Genomic DNA, 15,208 nt, shown 5'->3' with positions numbered 1-15,208 from the left:
CCACAGTTTCTATATTGATCAGGCGCCTTTTGGGCGCCCACCGTTCCGTCCACTTGCTCGATGGCCCGGCGGGGATGCGCAATGCATGCGCATCCGCCCGCGCGGGCGTACCGACTTCGGGACAGACTCAGGAATAAGGGGCAATGGCTTGCCGCTCCCTGGCCGAAGTCAAAGGTTTTGGGCTGGGCCCAAAAACTGCTGTTCAGTTTGCCGCTGGAGCGGTTTGGCTGTTGGAATCGCGCCAAGTTCAGCCAGAAAAAGCGCTTGAATTTCCGCGCTGACTTGTGTTTGCGACTCAGGGCTAAACCCAACATATAGTGGTTTGCCGCGTTCGGCATACAAGATAATGCGGTCTTGGCGTCTTTGCAAGGCGAGCGCCTGTGGATAACGTGTGGGTAGATTGTGGGTGAAAGGTGGGTATTCGCTGTAGGCCTTGTGCCAAGTGGTTTGCAGTATTTTTCTGCGCCACACTGCCCCAGTGCAGTTTTTTTCGGGGGCGCACCCTACCACAAAAAACGGTTCAGTCGGGGGAGAGCCGGGAGGTTGGCAGTACCCGGGGGTGGACGTAGTATCCGCGGGCAATATTGCCTTTTGGTTAAAGGGTTATGCTCCCTGCACAGGCCTCTTCGCAGCACAAGGAGAGCGCGACACCTTGAGCAGCCTTGTGCTGCGAAGCGGCCGGCACAGGCAACAGAACAACAACAAGCAAAGGCACAAGCCATGGACCACCCCGTACCCCGCATCCTGATTGTGGAAGACGACCAGCGCCTGGCCGAGCTCACCGCCGAATACCTGCAGGCCAACGGCTTCGAGGTTGCGGTGGAAGGCGATGGCGCCCGCGCCGCGCGGCGCATCGTCGACAGCCAGCCCGACCTGGTCGTCCTCGACCTGATGCTGCCCGGTGAGGACGGCCTGAGCATCTGTCGCCGGGTACGCAGCCAGTACCCCGGTCCGATCCTGATGCTCACCGCGCGCAGCGACGAGCTCGATCAGGTCCAGGGTCTGGACCTGGGCGCCGACGACTACGTCTGCAAACCGGTGCGCCCGCGCCTGCTGCTGGCGCGCATTCAAGCCCTGCTGCGCCGCACCGAAGCCCCGGACGGCAAGCGCCAGGACCTTGCATTCGGCGCGCTGCGCATCGACAACCGGCTGCGCGAGGCCCGCCTGGGCGAGCAACTGATCGAGCTGACCGGCGCCGAATTCGACCTGCTCTGGTTACTGGCCAGCAACGCCGGCCGGGTGCTGACGCGCGAGCAGATCTTCACCGCGCTGCGCGGCGTTGGCTACGACGGCCAGGACCGCTCCATCGACATACGCATTTCCAAAATTCGCCCCAAGATCGGCGATGACCCACTGCAGCCCCGGTTGATCAAGACCTTGCGCAGCAAGGGCTACCTGTTCGTCGGCGAGGCGCCATGAACAACTCGATCTTCCTGCGCATTTACGGGGGCATGCTGGCCGTACTGGTGCTGGTGGCCCTGCTCGGCGTGCTCAGTCTGCACCTGGTCAACGAAGTGCGCGCCGCCCAGCACCGCGAAGGCCTGGCCCAGGGCACGTTCAGCCTGATGGCCGATAACCTGGCAGTGCAGAACGACACCGAGCGCAAACGCTCGTTGCTGATCTGGGAGCGCCTGCTCGGGGTGCCGCTGACCCTGCAGCCCATGGCTGCGCGCCGCTTCGACGGCGGCCAGCGGGCACGTCTGTACCGTGGCCTGGTAGTGGTCGAGAAGACGGGCCCGCACGCTGTGCAGATACTGCGCAGGGTCGGCCAGCAAGACCTGTTGCTGGTGGCCCAGGTCAAACAGGTCAGCGAACAGCTGGCGCGGGCCACCCTTTACCTGTTGGCGGACGAACTGGTGCGCTACCCGGTTACCGAGCAGCAACAGCGCCTGGAACAGCTCAAGCGTGACAAGGGCTTTGGCTTCGGCGTGGCGCTGCAGCGTATAGAACGGGTGAGCCTGGACGATGACCAGCGACGCCGGGTGGAGGAGGGCGACACGGTGATGGCGCTGGGCAAGGATGGCGATTCGATCCGGGTGTTTTCCGGGCTCGCCGGTTCGCCCTGGGTGCTGGAAATCGGCCCGCTTTACCAACTGAACCCTTATCCCCCCCAGTTGCTGATCCTGATCGCCTTTCTTGGCCTGTGCCTGATCGGCCTGGTGGTGTACCTGCTGGTCCGCCAGCTGGAGCGGCGCGTGTCGGGCCTGGAAATTGCCGCCAGCCGCATCGCCCAGGGCAGCCTGGACACCCGCGTGCCGGCCGGCGACGCCGACTCGGTGGGGCGCCTGGCTGCGGCCTTCAATGGCATGGCCGAGCACCTGCAGCGCTCGCTGAGCATGCAGCGTGAGCTGGTGCGGGCGGTGTCCCACGAGTTGCGCACACCCGTGGCGCGCCTGCGTTTTGGCCTGGAGATGATCGAAACCGCCAGTACCGAGCAAGCCCGCGCCAAGCATCTGGCGGGCATGGACGGGGATATCCAGGACCTCGACAAGCTGGTCGACGAAATGCTGACCTACGCCCGCCTGGAGCAGGGGGCGCCGGCGCTGAAGTTCCAGCGGGTCGACCTGGATGCCATGCTCGACCGGGTCATCGAGGAGTTGTCACCGCTGCGCGCCGAAGTGCGGGTGCTGCGTGGCGACTGCCAGGGCGCGGATACCGATGGCGCCTGGGTCGAGGCCGAGCCACGGTACCTGCACCGGGCCCTGCAGAACCTGGTCGGCAATGCGTTGCGCCATGCCGAGTCCGAAGTACGCCTGAGCTACCAGCTGGGTCAGCAGCGCTGCCGCATCGATGTGGAGGATGACGGCCCCGGGATCCCCGAGGGTGTCTGGGATCGCATTTTCACGCCGTTTACCCGACTCGACGACAGCCGCACCCGGGCCTCGGGCGGGCATGGGCTGGGCTTGTCGATCGTACGGCGAATCATTTACTGGCATGCCGGCCGGGCGACGGTGGGGCGCAGCGAAGGGCTGGGCGGCGCCTGCTTCAGCCTGAACTGGCCACGCCAGCAAGCGCCGCTCTGAAGGTCAGACGCTGACCAGGCTGAGCAAGTGGCCGTCCTGCAGGCAGAACTGGCCCTGCACCTCTGCGCCGTGCTGCCATTGTGGTGACAGGTTGGTGAGCAGCCGCAGGCGCGCCATGCCTTCAGCGGACCAGTCCAGCACTTCGGCGTGCTCGAAATAGAAACGCTGGCGGGTCAGCGGGTAGAGGGCCTTGAACAGGCTTTCCTTCAGCGAGAAGGTCAAGGTCACCGTCAGGCCAAGCTGGCGGCGGTCCAGGCGCCCCTGCTCGGCCGGGGTGAGAATTTCGCCCATCAACCGTTCGGCGCGCTGGTCGTCCAGCAAGGTTTCCTGGTCCAGGCCCAGGCCCTGGCAACTGCTCTCGGCGGCCACCACGGCGGCGGCCCAGCCTTTGCCGTGGGTGATCGAGCCGCGGATCCCGGCAGGCCAGATGGGTGAGCGGTCCTCATGGGTGCCGGGCACATAGTCGCGGCCGTCCAGGTGCTGGAGTGCGGCCCGGGCGCAGACACGGCCGGCCAGGTACTCGGCCTGGCGCTTGGCCACCGAGCGTTGCAGGCTGGCGCTTGGCACCACGCCGGCGCGCTGGAAGTCGTCGGTGGCCAGGTGGGCGGGGTCGAAGGCGCAGCTGACCAGTACCGCGCCAGGCAGTGGGCGGGGCAGGGGCCAGTGGTGCCGGAGCGGGGCGCAGCAGGCGGGGAGTGTGTTCATGGGGGTATTGTGCCAGCCGCAGCGGCGATGTGGGAGGTGCGTATCCGGGGGCCGCAGAGCGGCCCCGGCAATACCTATTTGAAAACCTTCTTGAAGAACGCCTGCATATCCGCCCAGGAGCTCTCGTCCGCGGCCTTGTTGTAACCAATGTCCGGACCGCCGTGCTCGCCGTGGCTCAGCCGGTCGGCATCCGGGTTGGTAAAGCCATGCTTGGCCCCTTCGATACTGACGAACTGGTAATTGACCTTGGCCGCATCCATTTCTGCCTTGAACGCCTCCACCTGCTGAGGTGTGACCATGCTGTCCGCCGCCCCGTGCTCGACCAGGATATCTGCCCGCACAACGCCCGGCTTGGCCGGTGTCTGGGTGGCCAGCGCGCCATGGAAGCTCACCACGCCGTCCAGCTTCTCTCCCCGGCGTGCGGCATCCAGTACCACCTTGCCGCCGAAGCAATAACCCACGGCGCCCAGTTGATGCTTGTTGGTGTTCGGTTGCAGCCTTAACAGTTCAAGGCCGGCATCGAAACGCTGCGCCGCGGCTTTCGGGTCTTTCAGCGCTGCCGCCATGAACGCCTGGGCGTCCTGCGGGTGCTCGGTCTGCTTGCCGTCGCCATACATGTCGATGGCCAGCGCGTTGTAGCCCAGGCCCGCCAGGTCGCGAGCCCGGCGCTTGGCGTAGTCGTTCAGCCCCCACCATTCATGCACCACGACAATGCCGGGGCGCTTGCCCTCGACAGCGTCGTCGTAAGCGTAGTAGCCGACCAGGCGGTTGCCGTCGGCGTCCTGGTAGGGGATCTCGCGGGTTTGTACCGCCGCGTGGGCTAAGGCGGCGCTGCACATCAGGGTCACGGCCAGCAGGGCGCGCATGGTTACTACTCCTTGGTTTGCAATCGGATCGTTCAGCCGGGGTTCAGCCAGGGTTCAGTCGCGGTTCAGGGTGCCCTGCTTACTCTAGCTTCCAGACCGAAACAGCGCACTCAACTGGAGTAACCCGCCATGAAAACCTTCAACACCCTGCTTGCCGCCATGGCCGTCTGCGCCGCTGGCATCACCACTGCCCAGGCCGCCGACGACAATTTCGCCAGCCTTACCTACGGCCAGACCAGCGACAAGGTTCGCAAGTCCGGCCTGCTGCAGCGCAACACCGATCACCTCAATACCGACGGCATCATCGGCAAGGATGACACCTGGGGTGTACGCGTGGGCAAGATCAATGACCAGGGCCGCTACTACATGACCTACGACAACGTGTCGGGCGACCACAGCGGCCTCAAGCTGCGCCAGGAAAACCTGCTGGGCAGCTATGACCTGTTCCTGCCGGTGGGCGATACCACCAAACTGTTCGGCGGTGGCACCCTGGGCATGACCAAACTGTCCCAGGAGTCGTCAGGTGCCAGCCGCGATACCGACTACGGTTATGCCTACGGCCTGCAGGCTGGCGTGATCCAGGACATCACCGACAAGGCCTCGGTCGAACTGGGCTACCGTTACCTGCGCACCAACGCCGCGACCGAAGTGGGCGAGCATGGCGGGCCCAAAGCCGGCACCCTGCGCCTGACCAGCAGTGCGCAGACCTACCTGGCCGCCAGTTACAAGTTCTGACAGGCGAGCCGGGTTATCCTGTACCGGCCCTTGCGCATGTAGCGAAAGGGCCGGTACAGGCAACACACATCAAGGAGCTGCACATGAAACTGCTGGTGGTCGAGGACGAAGCCCTGCTTCGCCATCACCTCTACACCCGTCTGGGCGAAAGCGGCCATGTGGTCGAGGCCGTCGAAGATGCGGAAGAAGCGCTGTACCAGGCCGGGCAATTCCACTTCGACCTGGCCATCATCGACCTGGGCCTGCCCGGCATCAGCGGCCTGGAGCTGATCACACGCCTGCGCAGCCAGGACAAGACCTTCCCCATTCTTATCCTCACCGCCCGTGGCAACTGGCAGGACAAGGTCGAGGGTCTGGCCGCCGGTGCCGACGACTACCTGGTCAAACCCTTCCAGTTCGAGGAGCTCGAAGCGCGGTTGAACGCCCTGTTGCGCCGCTCCAGCGGCTTCACCCAGTCGACCATCGCCGCCGGCCCGCTGGTGCTCGACCTCAACCGCAAACAGGCCACCCTGGACGAACAGCCGCTGGCCCTGACCGCGTACGAATACCGCATCCTCGAATACCTCATGCGCCATCACCAGCAGGTGGTCGCCAAGGACCGCTTGATGGAGCAGTTGTACCCGGGTGACGAAGAACGCGACCCCAATGTCATCGAAGTGCTGGTCGGCCGCCTGCGGCGCAAGCTTGAAGGCGAGCACGGTTTCAAGCCCATCGACACGGTGCGCGGCCTGGGCTACCTGTTTACCGAGCGCTGCCGTTGATCCGCTCGCTGCGGGTACGCCTGATGCTGGCTGCGGCAGTGCTGGCGCTGTTGTTCATGCTGGCGCTGCTACCGGCTTTGCAGAAAGCCTTCAGCCTGGCCCTGCAGGAGTCGATCGAACAGCGCCTGGCATCGGATGTGACCACGCTGATTTCCGCCGCGCGTATCGAGCATGGCCAGTTGCAAATGCCCGAGCTGCTGCCGGACGAGCGCTACAACCTGCCGTACACCGGCTTGCTCGGTTATATCTTCGACCGCGACGGCAAGCTGGTCTGGCAGTCACGCGCCACCGCTGACCGGCACATCAACTACCGCCCGCGGTATGACGGGCGCGGCAACGAATTCGCCCGCATTCACCAGGCCGATGGCGAAGAGTTCTTCGTCTACGACGTCGAGATCAAGCTGCTGGGTGGCCAGAGCGCTGCCTACAGCATCGTCGCCCTGCAGCCGCTGAGCGAGTACAAGGCCACCCTCAACGGCCTGCGCGAAAAGCTCTACCTGGGCTTCGGCGCTGCCTTGCTGGCGCTCATGGTATTGCTGTGGGCTGGCCTGACCTGGGGCCTGCGCTCGTTGCGCCGGCTCAGCCACGAGCTGGATGAAGTGGAGGCGGGCGCGCGCGATGGCCTGAGCGCCGAGCACCCCCGCGAGCTGCTGCGCCTGACCCGTTCGCTCAACCGCCTGTTGCACAGTGAACGAGAGCAGCGCACGCGCTACCGCGACTCGCTGGATGACCTGGCGCACAGCCTGAAGACGCCGCTGGCGGTGCTGCAAGGCGTGGGAGAAAGCCTGCAGCAGCGCAGCGGTGAGCGCGAGCAGGCGCGGGTGCTGCAAAGCCAGATCGAGCGCATGAGCCAGCAGATCGACTATCAGCTGCAGCGCGCCAGCCTGCGCAAGAGTGGCCTGGTGCGGCACAGCGTGCTGCTGCGCCCGTTGCTCGACAGCCTGTGCAGCACCTTGGCCAAGGTGTACCGGGACAAGCAGGTGAGCGTGGCCCTGGAGTTACCCGATGAAGCACAGGTGCCAATGGAACAGGGTGCCTTGCTGGAAATGCTCGGTAACCTGCTGGAAAACGCCTACCGCCTCAGCCTGGGCCAGGTGCGGGTGAGCCTGGTGCATGCGCCCGGGCAGTTGACACTGTGCATCGAAGACGATGGGCCAGGGGTGCCTGCCGATCAGCGTCAGCGCATTCTCGAACGCGGTGAGCGGCTGGACAGCCAGCACCCGGGGCAGGGGATCGGGCTGGCGGTGGTCAAGGATATTGTCGACAGCTACGACGCAGAGCTGAGCCTGGGCGATTCGCCTCTGGGCGGTGCGGCGTTCAGGATTACCTTCAATCTGGAATGATTCCTGGCCTGTGCCGGATCGCACTGCCCCTGAGCCTTCACACTACCTGTGGGAGCGGCGGTGCGGCGATCCGATTCACCCGCGAAGAGGCCGGCACAGGAACCGTCATGGGCGGATTCCCGCCACACTCCCTGTACAAAACCCGCCACCGGGCGGAAATCCGCCAGCCTTCGTCAGGCAAATCGCCCCGTCATCGGGCAGCTTTTCCTCGTAAACATGGCCCTTGCACCCTTCATGGGCATTTTGGCACCACCCTTGCTATTGATCCTTGCAGAGGCCTGCCCAGGCAGCTCGAACACAACGACAAATCCCTCCAGGTGCAGGAGGGTTAGCGATTCAGGTGCCCCATCACCCTGGGAAGGGTGAACCGGCACACTTGAGGAAAATTAGCCATGACGACACGTCAGCCGCTGTACAAATCCCTGTATGTCCAGGTGTTGGTCGCCATCACCATCGGTATCCTGCTCGGCCACTACTACCCGGAAACGGGCGTTGCCCTCAAACCCTTGGGTGACGGCTTCGTCAAACTGATCAAGATGGTCATCGCCCCGATCATCTTCTGCACTGTGGTCAGCGGCATCGCCGGCATGCAGAGCATGAAATCGGTCGGCAAGACCGGCGGCTACGCGTTGTTGTACTTTGAAGTGGTTTCCACCATCGCCCTGATCATCGGCCTCGTCGTCGTCAACGTGGTCAAGCCGGGCGCTGGCATGCACATCGACGTCAGCACCCTGAACGCCAGCAGCGTGGCTGCCTACGCCGCTGCCGGCGCGCAGCAGACCACCATCGGCTTCCTGCTCAACGTCATCCCCAACACCGTGGTGGGTGCGTTTGCCAATGGCGACATCCTGCAAGTGCTGATGTTCTCGGTGCTGTTCGGCTTCGCCCTGCACCGCCTGGGCAGCTACGGCAAGCCGCTGCTGGACATGATCGACCGCTTCGCCCATGTCATGTTCAACATCATCAACATGATCATGAAGCTGGCCCCGATCGGCGCCATGGGTGCCATGGCCTTCACCATCGGCCAATACGGCGTTGGCTCGCTGGTGCAGCTGGGCTACCTGATGGCCTGCTTCTACATCACCTGCCTGCTGTTCGTGCTGGTGGTGCTGGGCGGTATCTGCCGCGCCCACGGTTTCAGCGTGCTCAAGCTGATCCGCTACATCCGCGAAGAACTGCTGATCGTGCTGGGGACGTCCTCGTCGGAATCGGCCCTGCCACGCATGCTGGCCAAGATGGAACGCCTGGGTGCCAAGAAGTCGGTGGTTGGCCTGGTGATCCCAACCGGTTACTCGTTCAATCTGGACGGCACCTCGATCTACCTGACCATGGCTGCGGTGTTCATTGCCCAGGCGACCGACACCACCATGGACATCACTCACCAGATCACCCTGTTGCTGGTGCTGCTGGTGGCGTCCAAAGGTGCTGCCGGCGTTACCGGTTCGGGCTTCATCGTCCTCGCCGCTACCCTCTCGGCGGTTGGGCACCTGCCGGTTGCCGGCCTGGCGCTGATCCTCGGCATCGACCGCTTCATGTCCGAAGCCCGTGCCTTGACCAACCTGGTGGGCAACGCGGTTGCCACCGTGGTGGTGGCCAAGTGGGTCAACGAAATGGACAACGACAAGCTGGCATCGGAGCTGGCCTCCGGTGGTGCGCCGCTGCTCGATACCCGTCCGACCGACGACCTGGGCGTGGCGGAAGGCCCGGCTCGCTGATCGCGGCTCCGTGAACTGAAAAAGGCGACCTCCGGGTCGCCTTTTTCGTGGTTGATGGTTGGGTTTTCAGGCCCGCACCACCTCCAGCACCCGGATCACCTCCGGCTGCGGGTAATGCCACCTTACCTGCACATCCCAGAACTTTACCCCATACACCCGCTCCGCCGGCGGTACCTGGTAGGCCGGCCGTGGGTCTTGAGCCAGGCATTGCTCGATCAGCTCCACCAAGGGCTCATCGAGGCGCAGCGCATGCTCGCGGGCCTCGGGCAGGGCGCCGTCGGCCCACTGCACGGCAATTGCGGCGGGCGCCTGGCTGGCCATCTGGTTGCTGGCGCCCGTGACGCTGTCGGCGTAGGGCACATAGGGCTTGATGTCGAGCACCGGCGTGCCGTCGAGCAGGTCGATCCCGGACAGCAGCAGCCGCCCGGGCTCCACGCCCTCCAGGCGCACCACCGACTGGCCGATACCGTTGGGCCGGTGGGTGGCGCGGGTGGCGAACACCCCCATGCTCTTGTTACCGCCCAGGCGCGGGGGGCGCACCTTCAGGCGTGGCTTGTCCTCCAGGGCCTGGTGGAACAGGAACAGCAGCCAGACATGGCTGACCTGCTCCAGGCCCTGCACCGCATCACCCTGGTCGAACGGCGGCAGCAGTTCCAGCACGCCGCGGGCGGCGGGCGCCAGTTGGGGCTGGCGCGGGATGGCGAACTTCTCCTTGAAGCAGGAGTGAACGATGCCGACCGGGGTAACCGTGTGCTGCATGGCCAATCAGCCGCGCACGCGCAAGGTCAGGCCCTTGAGGAAGTTGCGCAGCAACTGGTCGCCGCACGGGCGGTAGTTGTCATGACCAGACTTGCGGAACAGCGCGCTGAGCTCTGGTTTGCTGACCGGGAAGTTGACCGATTTGAGAATCACGTGCAGGTCGTCTTCCTTGAGCTCGAAGGCCACCCGCAGCTTCTTCAGGATGAGGTTGTTGGTCACCGGCAGCTCGATCGGCTGCGGCGGGCGACTGTCATCCTTGCCGCGGCGGTAGATCACCAGGCCATCGAGAAAGTGCGCCATCACCCGTTCCGGGCAGCGCTCGAAGCCTTCCTCCTCTTCTTTCTTCAGGTAGGTGGCCAGCACCGGAGGCTGCACTTCGAGGCCGGAAAGCTTGATGATTTCGGCCATCTTGGCGTCATTCACCTTGAGCATGTAGCGCAGGCTGCGCAGGACATCGTTGTGGTTCATTGCTGCAGAATCCTGTTCAGGTGCCGCACTGTCCAGTGCGGCGTATCACTTAAAAACGTTCGGTAGCGGCCACGTAGCGCCACTGGCCCAGGGGCAGCTTGCCCATGGACACGCCACCCAGGCGAATGCGGCGCATGCCCAGCAGCTCCAGGCGCAGGTAGGCGCACAGTTCGGAGATCTGCCCGGGTTGCGGGTTTTTCAGCACCATGCGCAGGTGGGTTTCGTTCTGCCAGCTGGCCTTGGCCTTTGGCAGTTCGCGGTCGTTGCGCATGGCCCCGCGCGCCAGGCGCTCCAGTGCCTGGGGTGTGGTTTCGCCGCGTACCTCGACAATGAATTCCTGCTCCAGGCGGCGCAGGTCGGTCTCGATCTTGCGGGTTACCCGCCAGTCCTGGCTGAAGACCTGCAGGCCGCTGGCGCCACGTTCCAGGGGGGCGACACAAACCTGACGGGTAAAATGCCCATGCAAGGCACGCACACCTTCACGGTGGGCTTCGCTCAAGGTGGCCATGTTCATGCTGGCGCGGGCGCTTTCGATGTCCACGCCGACCGCCTGGTTCAGCAGCAGGGTCACCGGTTCCAGGGTTTCGGCGCGGGCGCCTGGCAGCAGTTCGACGCGCTGCTGCTCGACCTTGAACTGTGGCTGCTCGACCACCACGCCATCGACGGTGACCCAGCCGCCTTCGATATACATCTCGGCCTCGCGGCGGGAACAGCCAAGCTGCTCGATGAGGCGTTTGGACAGACGGGTGGGTTCGGACATGACGGCAATTCGCAAAGGCAGGGAAAGGCCTGCATTGTACCTGCCCAAGCGGCAGAGGGGCTGGGAATCTGTGTCATTTACGCCATTTTGCGCAGCCGCATGTGCAGCAAAGGGTAGGGCTGCCCCAGGCCATCGGTCTCCGAGCGGCCAATCACCTCGAAGCCCTGGTGCAGGTAGAAGCCCAGGGCTTGCGGGTTTTGCTCGTTGACGTCCAGCCGCTCGCCGTTCAGCTCGTCGATTGCATAGCGCAGCAGGCGCTTGCCTACCCCTTTGCCACGGTATTCAGGTGCGACGAACAGCATATCCACCCGGCCGTTGGCGACCCCGGCGAAGCCGCAGATACGTTGCTGGTCCTTGCAGCAGATCAGCATCACCGCGTCGAGGTAGCGGCGCAATACCTGCTCGCGCAGCAAAACGATGTACCCCTCCGGCAGGAAATCGTGGGTGGCACGTACCGAGTCCTCCCAGACCTGTACCAATTCGCCGTAGTCCCGCAAGCGCGGGGTTTGCAGCGTCAATAGCGGTTGCATGCCAAGGCTCCTGCATCGAGATAACCACAACATAGCAGGCCCGCCGCCGGTCGGCTTGCCAGGGTGGCACTTGAACCTGAAGCGGGAGCGGTCTATTACTTACTCGTGGGAAAAAATCCCACGTATTGACTAAACCACCTTAAACAAGATCCCCGGCTGATTTGGCGTGTCTCGTGGCGACGATCTGGAGACGGAAAATGCAAATCCACATGCTATTCAAAAAGGCACTGTTGGCTGTAGCCGTTGCTGGCCTGCTGTCGACTTCCATCGTGTTGGTCCCTGACTCGATTTCTCATGGCTCCTCTGCCTACGCCAAGGATGGTGGCGGTGGCGGTGGCGGCCACGGCGGTGGCGGAGGTGGCCACGGTGGTGGAAGTGGCGGCGGCGGCGGTGGTCACGGTGGCGGAAGTGGCGGCGGTGGCGGTGGTCACGGTGGCGGCGGTGGCGGCGGCCATGGTGGCGGAAGCGGTGGTGGTGGCCATGGTGGCGGAAGTGGCGGGGGTGGTGGCCACGGGGGTGGAAGCGGCAGTGGCGGTGGCCACGACGGTGGAAATGGCCATGCGGGCAACAGTGGCACGGGCCACGGCGACGCCGGCAACTCGAATTCCGGGCGCAGCGGTACCCATGCTGAAGCGGGTGATGACCATGGCAATCACGTTGGTGGTGAGCCCGGTGACGATCACGGCAATCATGTTGGTGGTGAGCCCGGTGACGATCATGGCAATCACATTGGCGGTGAGCCCGGGGATGATCATGGTAATCATGTCGGTGGCGAGCCTGGCGATGATCACGGCAATCACGTTGGTGGCGAACCTGGTGATGATCACGGCAACCATGTGGGTGGCGAACCGGGTGATGACAACAGCAGGAGCTGAGTGGCTCTGAACTGTAGCCGCCTCACTCAGCACGAGTGCACTGAGCGCTGACAGTCATCCGGCGCCCCGCCCGGGGGTGCGACCACAGTTGGTGTGGGATGTTTTCCCGCGCCGTATACTGGGTTCATCTGTCAAGGAATGCGCTCAATGCAATCGCCCACCTTACCGCCTTCGATGTTAAGCGCACTGCGGCGTGTCATGCGCCCGCTGGTGCGCCTGATGCTGCGCAAAGGGGTGACCTACACGATGTTCGCCGACCTGCTCAAGGAGGTGTTCGTCGACGTGGCCCATCGCGAGTTTCGCCTCGACGACACCGCGCCAACCGACAGCCGTATCAGTCTGCTCACAGGTGTTCATCGCAAGGATGTCCGCCGGCTGCGCAGTGAAAGCAACACCTACCACGCGACCCTGCCTGAAAACATCACGCTTGGCGCACAACTGGTGAATCTCTGGACCACGAGCCCGCCGTTCTGCTCGGCACCTGGCCAGGCATTGGCGCTGCCGCGGCTGGCAAGTGTCGGCGGCGACTGTTCGTTCGATGCCCTGGTAGCCAAGGTCAGCACCGATATCCGCGGCCGGGTGGTGCTGGATGAATGGTTGCGTCTGGGCGTCGTCCGGCTGGATGAGCAGGATTGCGTGCACCTGCAAGCCCAGGCGTTCGTGCCACAGCAGGGCTTCGATGAAAAAGCCGCGTACTTCGGCCACAACCTGCATGACCATGCCTGCGCAGCGGTGCATAACCTTACTGACCAAACCCCGCCGTTTTTTGAACGTAGCGTGCACTACGACGCGCTCAGCCCTGACGGCGTCGCCCATTTACGTGATGTGGTCGCCAAGGATGGCATGCGGACGCTACTCGCTTTCAGCCGGCTGGCAGCAGAGCTGGAAAGCACTGATGAACCTGGCCCGGATCAACGTCAACGCATCACTGTCGGGCTTTATTTCTACACTGAAGCGACCGACCCCGATCCGTCCAAGACCCCACGCCCATGACTCTTCTCTCGCGCTGCTTCAGTGCCGTCACCTTTGCCCTGGTTTTCGGCTTGAACCTGGTGGCGCCTGCCCAGGTGGCCGCTGCGCCGGTGTGCGTCAGCCGCGAGGAAGTGGGCATGGGCGGTGCGGCAGGCTTGCAGTCCCCGGGTGGGGTGGGCGGTACCGGTGCGCGCAGTGAAAGCGGCGGTGTCGGCGGCACCGGCGCGCCACTTCCACACCGCCCCGGTGGTACAGGCGGGACCGGGGCGGTGGCCGAGGGTGTCGACGGTAGCTACCTCGAGCATGGCAGCGGTGGCGTAGGCGGTACCGGTGCCCCGATCCTGCGCCCGGGCGGCACCGGCGGTACCGGTATCGTCGGCACCATCACCGGTTTTGCCTCCATCTGCGTGAATGGCATGGAAGTGCACTATGGCAAGGATGTACCGGTGAGTGAAAACGGTGCGCCAGCCAGCACGGGTCACCTGGCAATCGGGCAGGTGGTGGCGGTGGAGGCGTTTGCCACCCAGCGCGGCTTGCAGGCTGGGCGCATCTCGATTCTCAACGCCTTCGAAGGGCCGCTGACGGCACTCCCGAGTGCTTCGGCCCCCCTGCGCGTCATGGGCCAACCTGTACGGCTTGCCGCAGGCGCGCGGGTGGCTGAAGGGCTGCGCCCGGGCGAGCCGGTCAGGGTCAGCGGCCTGCGTGACGCCAGTGGCAACGTGGTGGCTAGCCGTATCGAACGGGCCCCAGGGTTGAAAGAGGCCAGCGCCATCGGTGCGGTTGACCGTGCTGGTAGCCTGCAGGGCCTGAAACTGGGAACCCGTGTGGCGCCCGCGCGGGAAGTGCTGGTGCGCGGCCAGTGGACCGGGCGCCAGCTGGAAGTGGCGCAAACCCGCCCTGACCCGAGCCTGCCTTTTGCGGGCCGTGTGCAGCAGGCAGTGATCGAAGGGTTGGTGCAGCGCACGCAGGCGCGGCAGCTGGTGGTGGGTGGCATCAATGTGACGTTGGGGCAGGACACCGTGATTGTCGGCAAGCAGCCAGCCGCGCTGGCGCTCGATCAACGGGTGCGGGTGAGTGGGGTGCTCAACGGTACCCACGAATTGCGGGCAACCCGGGTGGAGTTCGACGACGACCGTGCCGAACACCCGGAAAAAGGGCATTCGGGGCGCAGCAGCGAGCACGGCAGCAGTGAGTCCGGAGGTTCCGGTAACAGTGGTCATGGCACCGGGGATGCAACAGGCGGTCGCAGTGAAACCAGGGATGATCACGGTGGGCGCGATGCTGTTGACGACGCGAGTGGGCATGGCAGCACTGAACGCGTGGACAAGTCTGGAAAGTCCGAACAACTCGATAACCTGGAGAAGGTCGAGAGCCGCAATAGTGGCAGTTCTGATCGGGTAGAAAAGGTCCAGATCGAAAAGGCCGAAAAACCCGAAAAGGTTGAGAAGGTTGAAAAAGTAGAGAAAGTCGAAAAAGTAGAGAAGGTCGAAAAGCCTGAGAAGGTAGAGAAGGTAGAGAAGGTAGAGAAGGTAGAGAAGGTAGAGAAAGTAGAGAAAGTAGAGAAAGTAGAGAAAGTAGAGAAAGTAGAAAAGGTGGAAAAGGTGGAAAAAGTCGAGAAGCCCGAAAAAACAGAGCATCCAGAGCGATCCGGGCGTTAGGCAACTAGGCTGGGTAAGTCCGATCACATACCCGAAGG

The 15,208-nt window shown here is 64.0% G+C and carries 16 protein-coding genes; 9 read left to right on the top strand and 7 right to left on the bottom strand.

From position 1 onward, the window contains the following. Positions 1–168 precede the first annotated feature (168 nt). Positions 169–369 (bottom strand): hypothetical protein, encoded by a 201-nt coding sequence (locus AC5O5R_RS21270; protein ID WP_172219725.1) that lies wholly within the window; start codon positions 367–369, stop codon positions 169–171. A 351-nt stretch (positions 370–720) separates the two neighbouring features. On the opposite strand from AC5O5R_RS21270, the gene AC5O5R_RS21265 reads away from it, so the two are divergent. Both AC5O5R_RS21265 and AC5O5R_RS21260 read left to right on the top strand, forming a co-directional pair. Continuing rightward, positions 721–1,419 (top strand): response regulator, encoded by a 699-nt coding sequence (locus AC5O5R_RS21265; protein ID WP_172219722.1) that lies wholly within the window; start codon positions 721–723, stop codon positions 1,417–1,419. Further along, the gene (locus AC5O5R_RS21260; RefSeq protein WP_172219720.1) at positions 1,416–3,023 is read left to right on the top strand and encodes an ATP-binding protein; all 1,608 of its coding nucleotides are present in this window, start codon (positions 1,416–1,418) and stop codon (positions 3,021–3,023) included. The genes AC5O5R_RS21265 and AC5O5R_RS21260 overlap by 4 nt, the downstream gene beginning before the upstream one ends. Before the next feature lie 3 nt (positions 3,024–3,026). Here the strand turns inward: AC5O5R_RS21260 and AC5O5R_RS21255 are convergent, their stop codons facing one another. Together AC5O5R_RS21255 and AC5O5R_RS21250 are read right to left on the bottom strand one after the other, a co-directional pair. After that, the gene (locus AC5O5R_RS21255) at positions 3,027–3,728 is read right to left on the bottom strand and encodes a 4'-phosphopantetheinyl transferase family protein (RefSeq protein WP_172219718.1); all 702 of its coding nucleotides are present in this window, start codon (positions 3,726–3,728) and stop codon (positions 3,027–3,029) included. A gap of 74 nt (positions 3,729–3,802) precedes the next feature. After that, positions 3,803–4,594 carry a dienelactone hydrolase family protein gene (locus AC5O5R_RS21250; RefSeq protein WP_172219716.1) on the bottom strand — a complete coding sequence of 264 codons (792 nt, stop codon included), beginning with the start codon at positions 4,592–4,594 and terminating at the stop codon, positions 3,803–3,805. Between the two features lie 129 nt (positions 4,595–4,723). On the opposite strand from AC5O5R_RS21250, the gene AC5O5R_RS21245 reads away from it, so the two are divergent. The 4 genes from AC5O5R_RS21245 (at position 4,724) to AC5O5R_RS21230 (ending at position 9,148) form a co-directional block, all read left to right on the top strand. Then, a complete protein-coding gene (locus AC5O5R_RS21245; RefSeq protein ID WP_172219714.1) occupies positions 4,724–5,329 on the top strand; it encodes an outer membrane protein in 606 nt (201 codons plus the stop codon). A gap of 83 nt (positions 5,330–5,412) precedes the next feature. Continuing rightward, a complete protein-coding gene (locus AC5O5R_RS21240; RefSeq protein ID WP_172219712.1) occupies positions 5,413–6,090 on the top strand; it encodes a response regulator in 678 nt (225 codons plus the stop codon). Then, on the top strand, positions 6,087–7,433 hold the full coding sequence (locus tag AC5O5R_RS21235) for an ATP-binding protein (protein WP_172219710.1): 1,347 nt from the start codon (positions 6,087–6,089) through the stop codon (positions 7,431–7,433). The genes AC5O5R_RS21240 and AC5O5R_RS21235 overlap by 4 nt, the downstream gene beginning before the upstream one ends. Before the next feature lie 392 nt (positions 7,434–7,825). Next, positions 7,826–9,148 carry a dicarboxylate/amino acid:cation symporter gene (locus AC5O5R_RS21230; RefSeq protein ID WP_172219708.1) on the top strand — a complete coding sequence of 441 codons (1,323 nt, stop codon included), beginning with the start codon at positions 7,826–7,828 and terminating at the stop codon, positions 9,146–9,148. 66 nt (positions 9,149–9,214) lie between these two features. Here AC5O5R_RS21230 and tsaA read toward each other — a convergent pair whose 3' ends face one another. The 4 genes from tsaA to AC5O5R_RS21210 all read right to left on the bottom strand — a co-directional run bounded on the left by tsaA (position 9,215) and on the right by AC5O5R_RS21210 (position 11,665). Beyond that, positions 9,215–9,907 carry a tRNA (N6-threonylcarbamoyladenosine(37)-N6)-methyltransferase TrmO gene (gene tsaA, locus AC5O5R_RS21225; protein ID WP_172219706.1) on the bottom strand — a complete coding sequence of 231 codons (693 nt, stop codon included), beginning with the start codon at positions 9,905–9,907 and terminating at the stop codon, positions 9,215–9,217. A gap of 6 nt (positions 9,908–9,913) precedes the next feature. After that, complete coding sequence (locus AC5O5R_RS21220; RefSeq protein WP_172219704.1) at positions 9,914–10,375, bottom strand: YehS family protein; 462 nt, start codon at positions 10,373–10,375, stop codon at positions 9,914–9,916. A 49-nt stretch (positions 10,376–10,424) separates the two neighbouring features. Continuing rightward, a complete protein-coding gene (locus tag AC5O5R_RS21215; RefSeq protein ID WP_172219702.1) occupies positions 10,425–11,135 on the bottom strand; it encodes an rRNA pseudouridine synthase in 711 nt (236 codons plus the stop codon). 77 nt (positions 11,136–11,212) lie between these two features. Then, positions 11,213–11,665, bottom strand: a complete 453-nt coding sequence (locus AC5O5R_RS21210; RefSeq protein WP_172219700.1) for a GNAT family N-acetyltransferase — start codon at positions 11,663–11,665, stop codon at positions 11,213–11,215. Positions 11,666–11,874: 209 nt separating this feature from the next. On the opposite strand from AC5O5R_RS21210, the gene AC5O5R_RS21205 reads away from it, so the two are divergent. From AC5O5R_RS21205 to AC5O5R_RS21195, 3 genes are all read left to right on the top strand, one after another. After that, positions 11,875–12,540, top strand: a complete 666-nt coding sequence (locus AC5O5R_RS21205; RefSeq protein ID WP_494515478.1) for a hypothetical protein — start codon at positions 11,875–11,877, stop codon at positions 12,538–12,540. 147 nt (positions 12,541–12,687) lie between these two features. After that, positions 12,688–13,533, top strand: coding sequence for a DUF6502 family protein (locus tag AC5O5R_RS21200; protein ID WP_172219695.1), 846 nt, complete (start codon positions 12,688–12,690; stop codon positions 13,531–13,533). After that, complete coding sequence (locus AC5O5R_RS21195; RefSeq protein WP_172219693.1) at positions 13,530–15,170, top strand: DUF5666 domain-containing protein; 1,641 nt, start codon at positions 13,530–13,532, stop codon at positions 15,168–15,170. Before AC5O5R_RS21200 ends, AC5O5R_RS21195 begins: the two co-directional genes overlap by 4 nt. Positions 15,171–15,208: the final 38 nt, after the last annotated feature.

The sequence above is a fragment of the Pseudomonas sp. 8_5_2 genome, from assembly GCF_059295255.1.
The sequence above is the reverse complement of the archived record's forward strand: the minus strand, read 5'-3'. Positions and strand labels throughout refer to the sequence as shown.

Bases quoted from the DNA above. Each gene is read 5' to 3' on its own strand.
- AC5O5R_RS21265 (WP_172219722.1), top strand. From the start codon at position 721: ATGGACCACCCCGTACCCCGCATCCTGATTGTGGAAGACGACCAGCGC.
- AC5O5R_RS21260 (WP_172219720.1), top strand. From the start codon at position 1,416: ATGAACAACTCGATCTTCCTGCGCATTTACGGGGGCATGCTGGCCGTA.
- AC5O5R_RS21255 (WP_172219718.1), bottom strand. From the start codon at position 3,728: ATGAACACACTCCCCGCCTGCTGCGCCCCGCTCCGGCACCACTGGCCC.
- AC5O5R_RS21250 (WP_172219716.1), bottom strand. From the start codon at position 4,594: ATGCGCGCCCTGCTGGCCGTGACCCTGATGTGCAGCGCCGCCTTAGCC.
- AC5O5R_RS21245 (WP_172219714.1), top strand. From the start codon at position 4,724: ATGAAAACCTTCAACACCCTGCTTGCCGCCATGGCCGTCTGCGCCGCT.
- AC5O5R_RS21240 (WP_172219712.1), top strand. From the start codon at position 5,413: ATGAAACTGCTGGTGGTCGAGGACGAAGCCCTGCTTCGCCATCACCTC.
- AC5O5R_RS21230 (WP_172219708.1), top strand. From the start codon at position 7,826: ATGACGACACGTCAGCCGCTGTACAAATCCCTGTATGTCCAGGTGTTG.
- tsaA (WP_172219706.1), bottom strand. From the start codon at position 9,907: ATGCAGCACACGGTTACCCCGGTCGGCATCGTTCACTCCTGCTTCAAG.
- AC5O5R_RS21220 (WP_172219704.1), bottom strand. From the start codon at position 10,375: ATGAACCACAACGATGTCCTGCGCAGCCTGCGCTACATGCTCAAGGTG.
- AC5O5R_RS21215 (WP_172219702.1), bottom strand. From the start codon at position 11,135: ATGTCCGAACCCACCCGTCTGTCCAAACGCCTCATCGAGCAGCTTGGC.
- AC5O5R_RS21210 (WP_172219700.1), bottom strand. From the start codon at position 11,665: ATGCAACCGCTATTGACGCTGCAAACCCCGCGCTTGCGGGACTACGGC.
- AC5O5R_RS21205 (WP_494515478.1), top strand. From the start codon at position 11,875: ATGCTATTCAAAAAGGCACTGTTGGCTGTAGCCGTTGCTGGCCTGCTG.
- AC5O5R_RS21200 (WP_172219695.1), top strand. From the start codon at position 12,688: ATGCAATCGCCCACCTTACCGCCTTCGATGTTAAGCGCACTGCGGCGT.
- AC5O5R_RS21195 (WP_172219693.1), top strand. From the start codon at position 13,530: ATGACTCTTCTCTCGCGCTGCTTCAGTGCCGTCACCTTTGCCCTGGTT.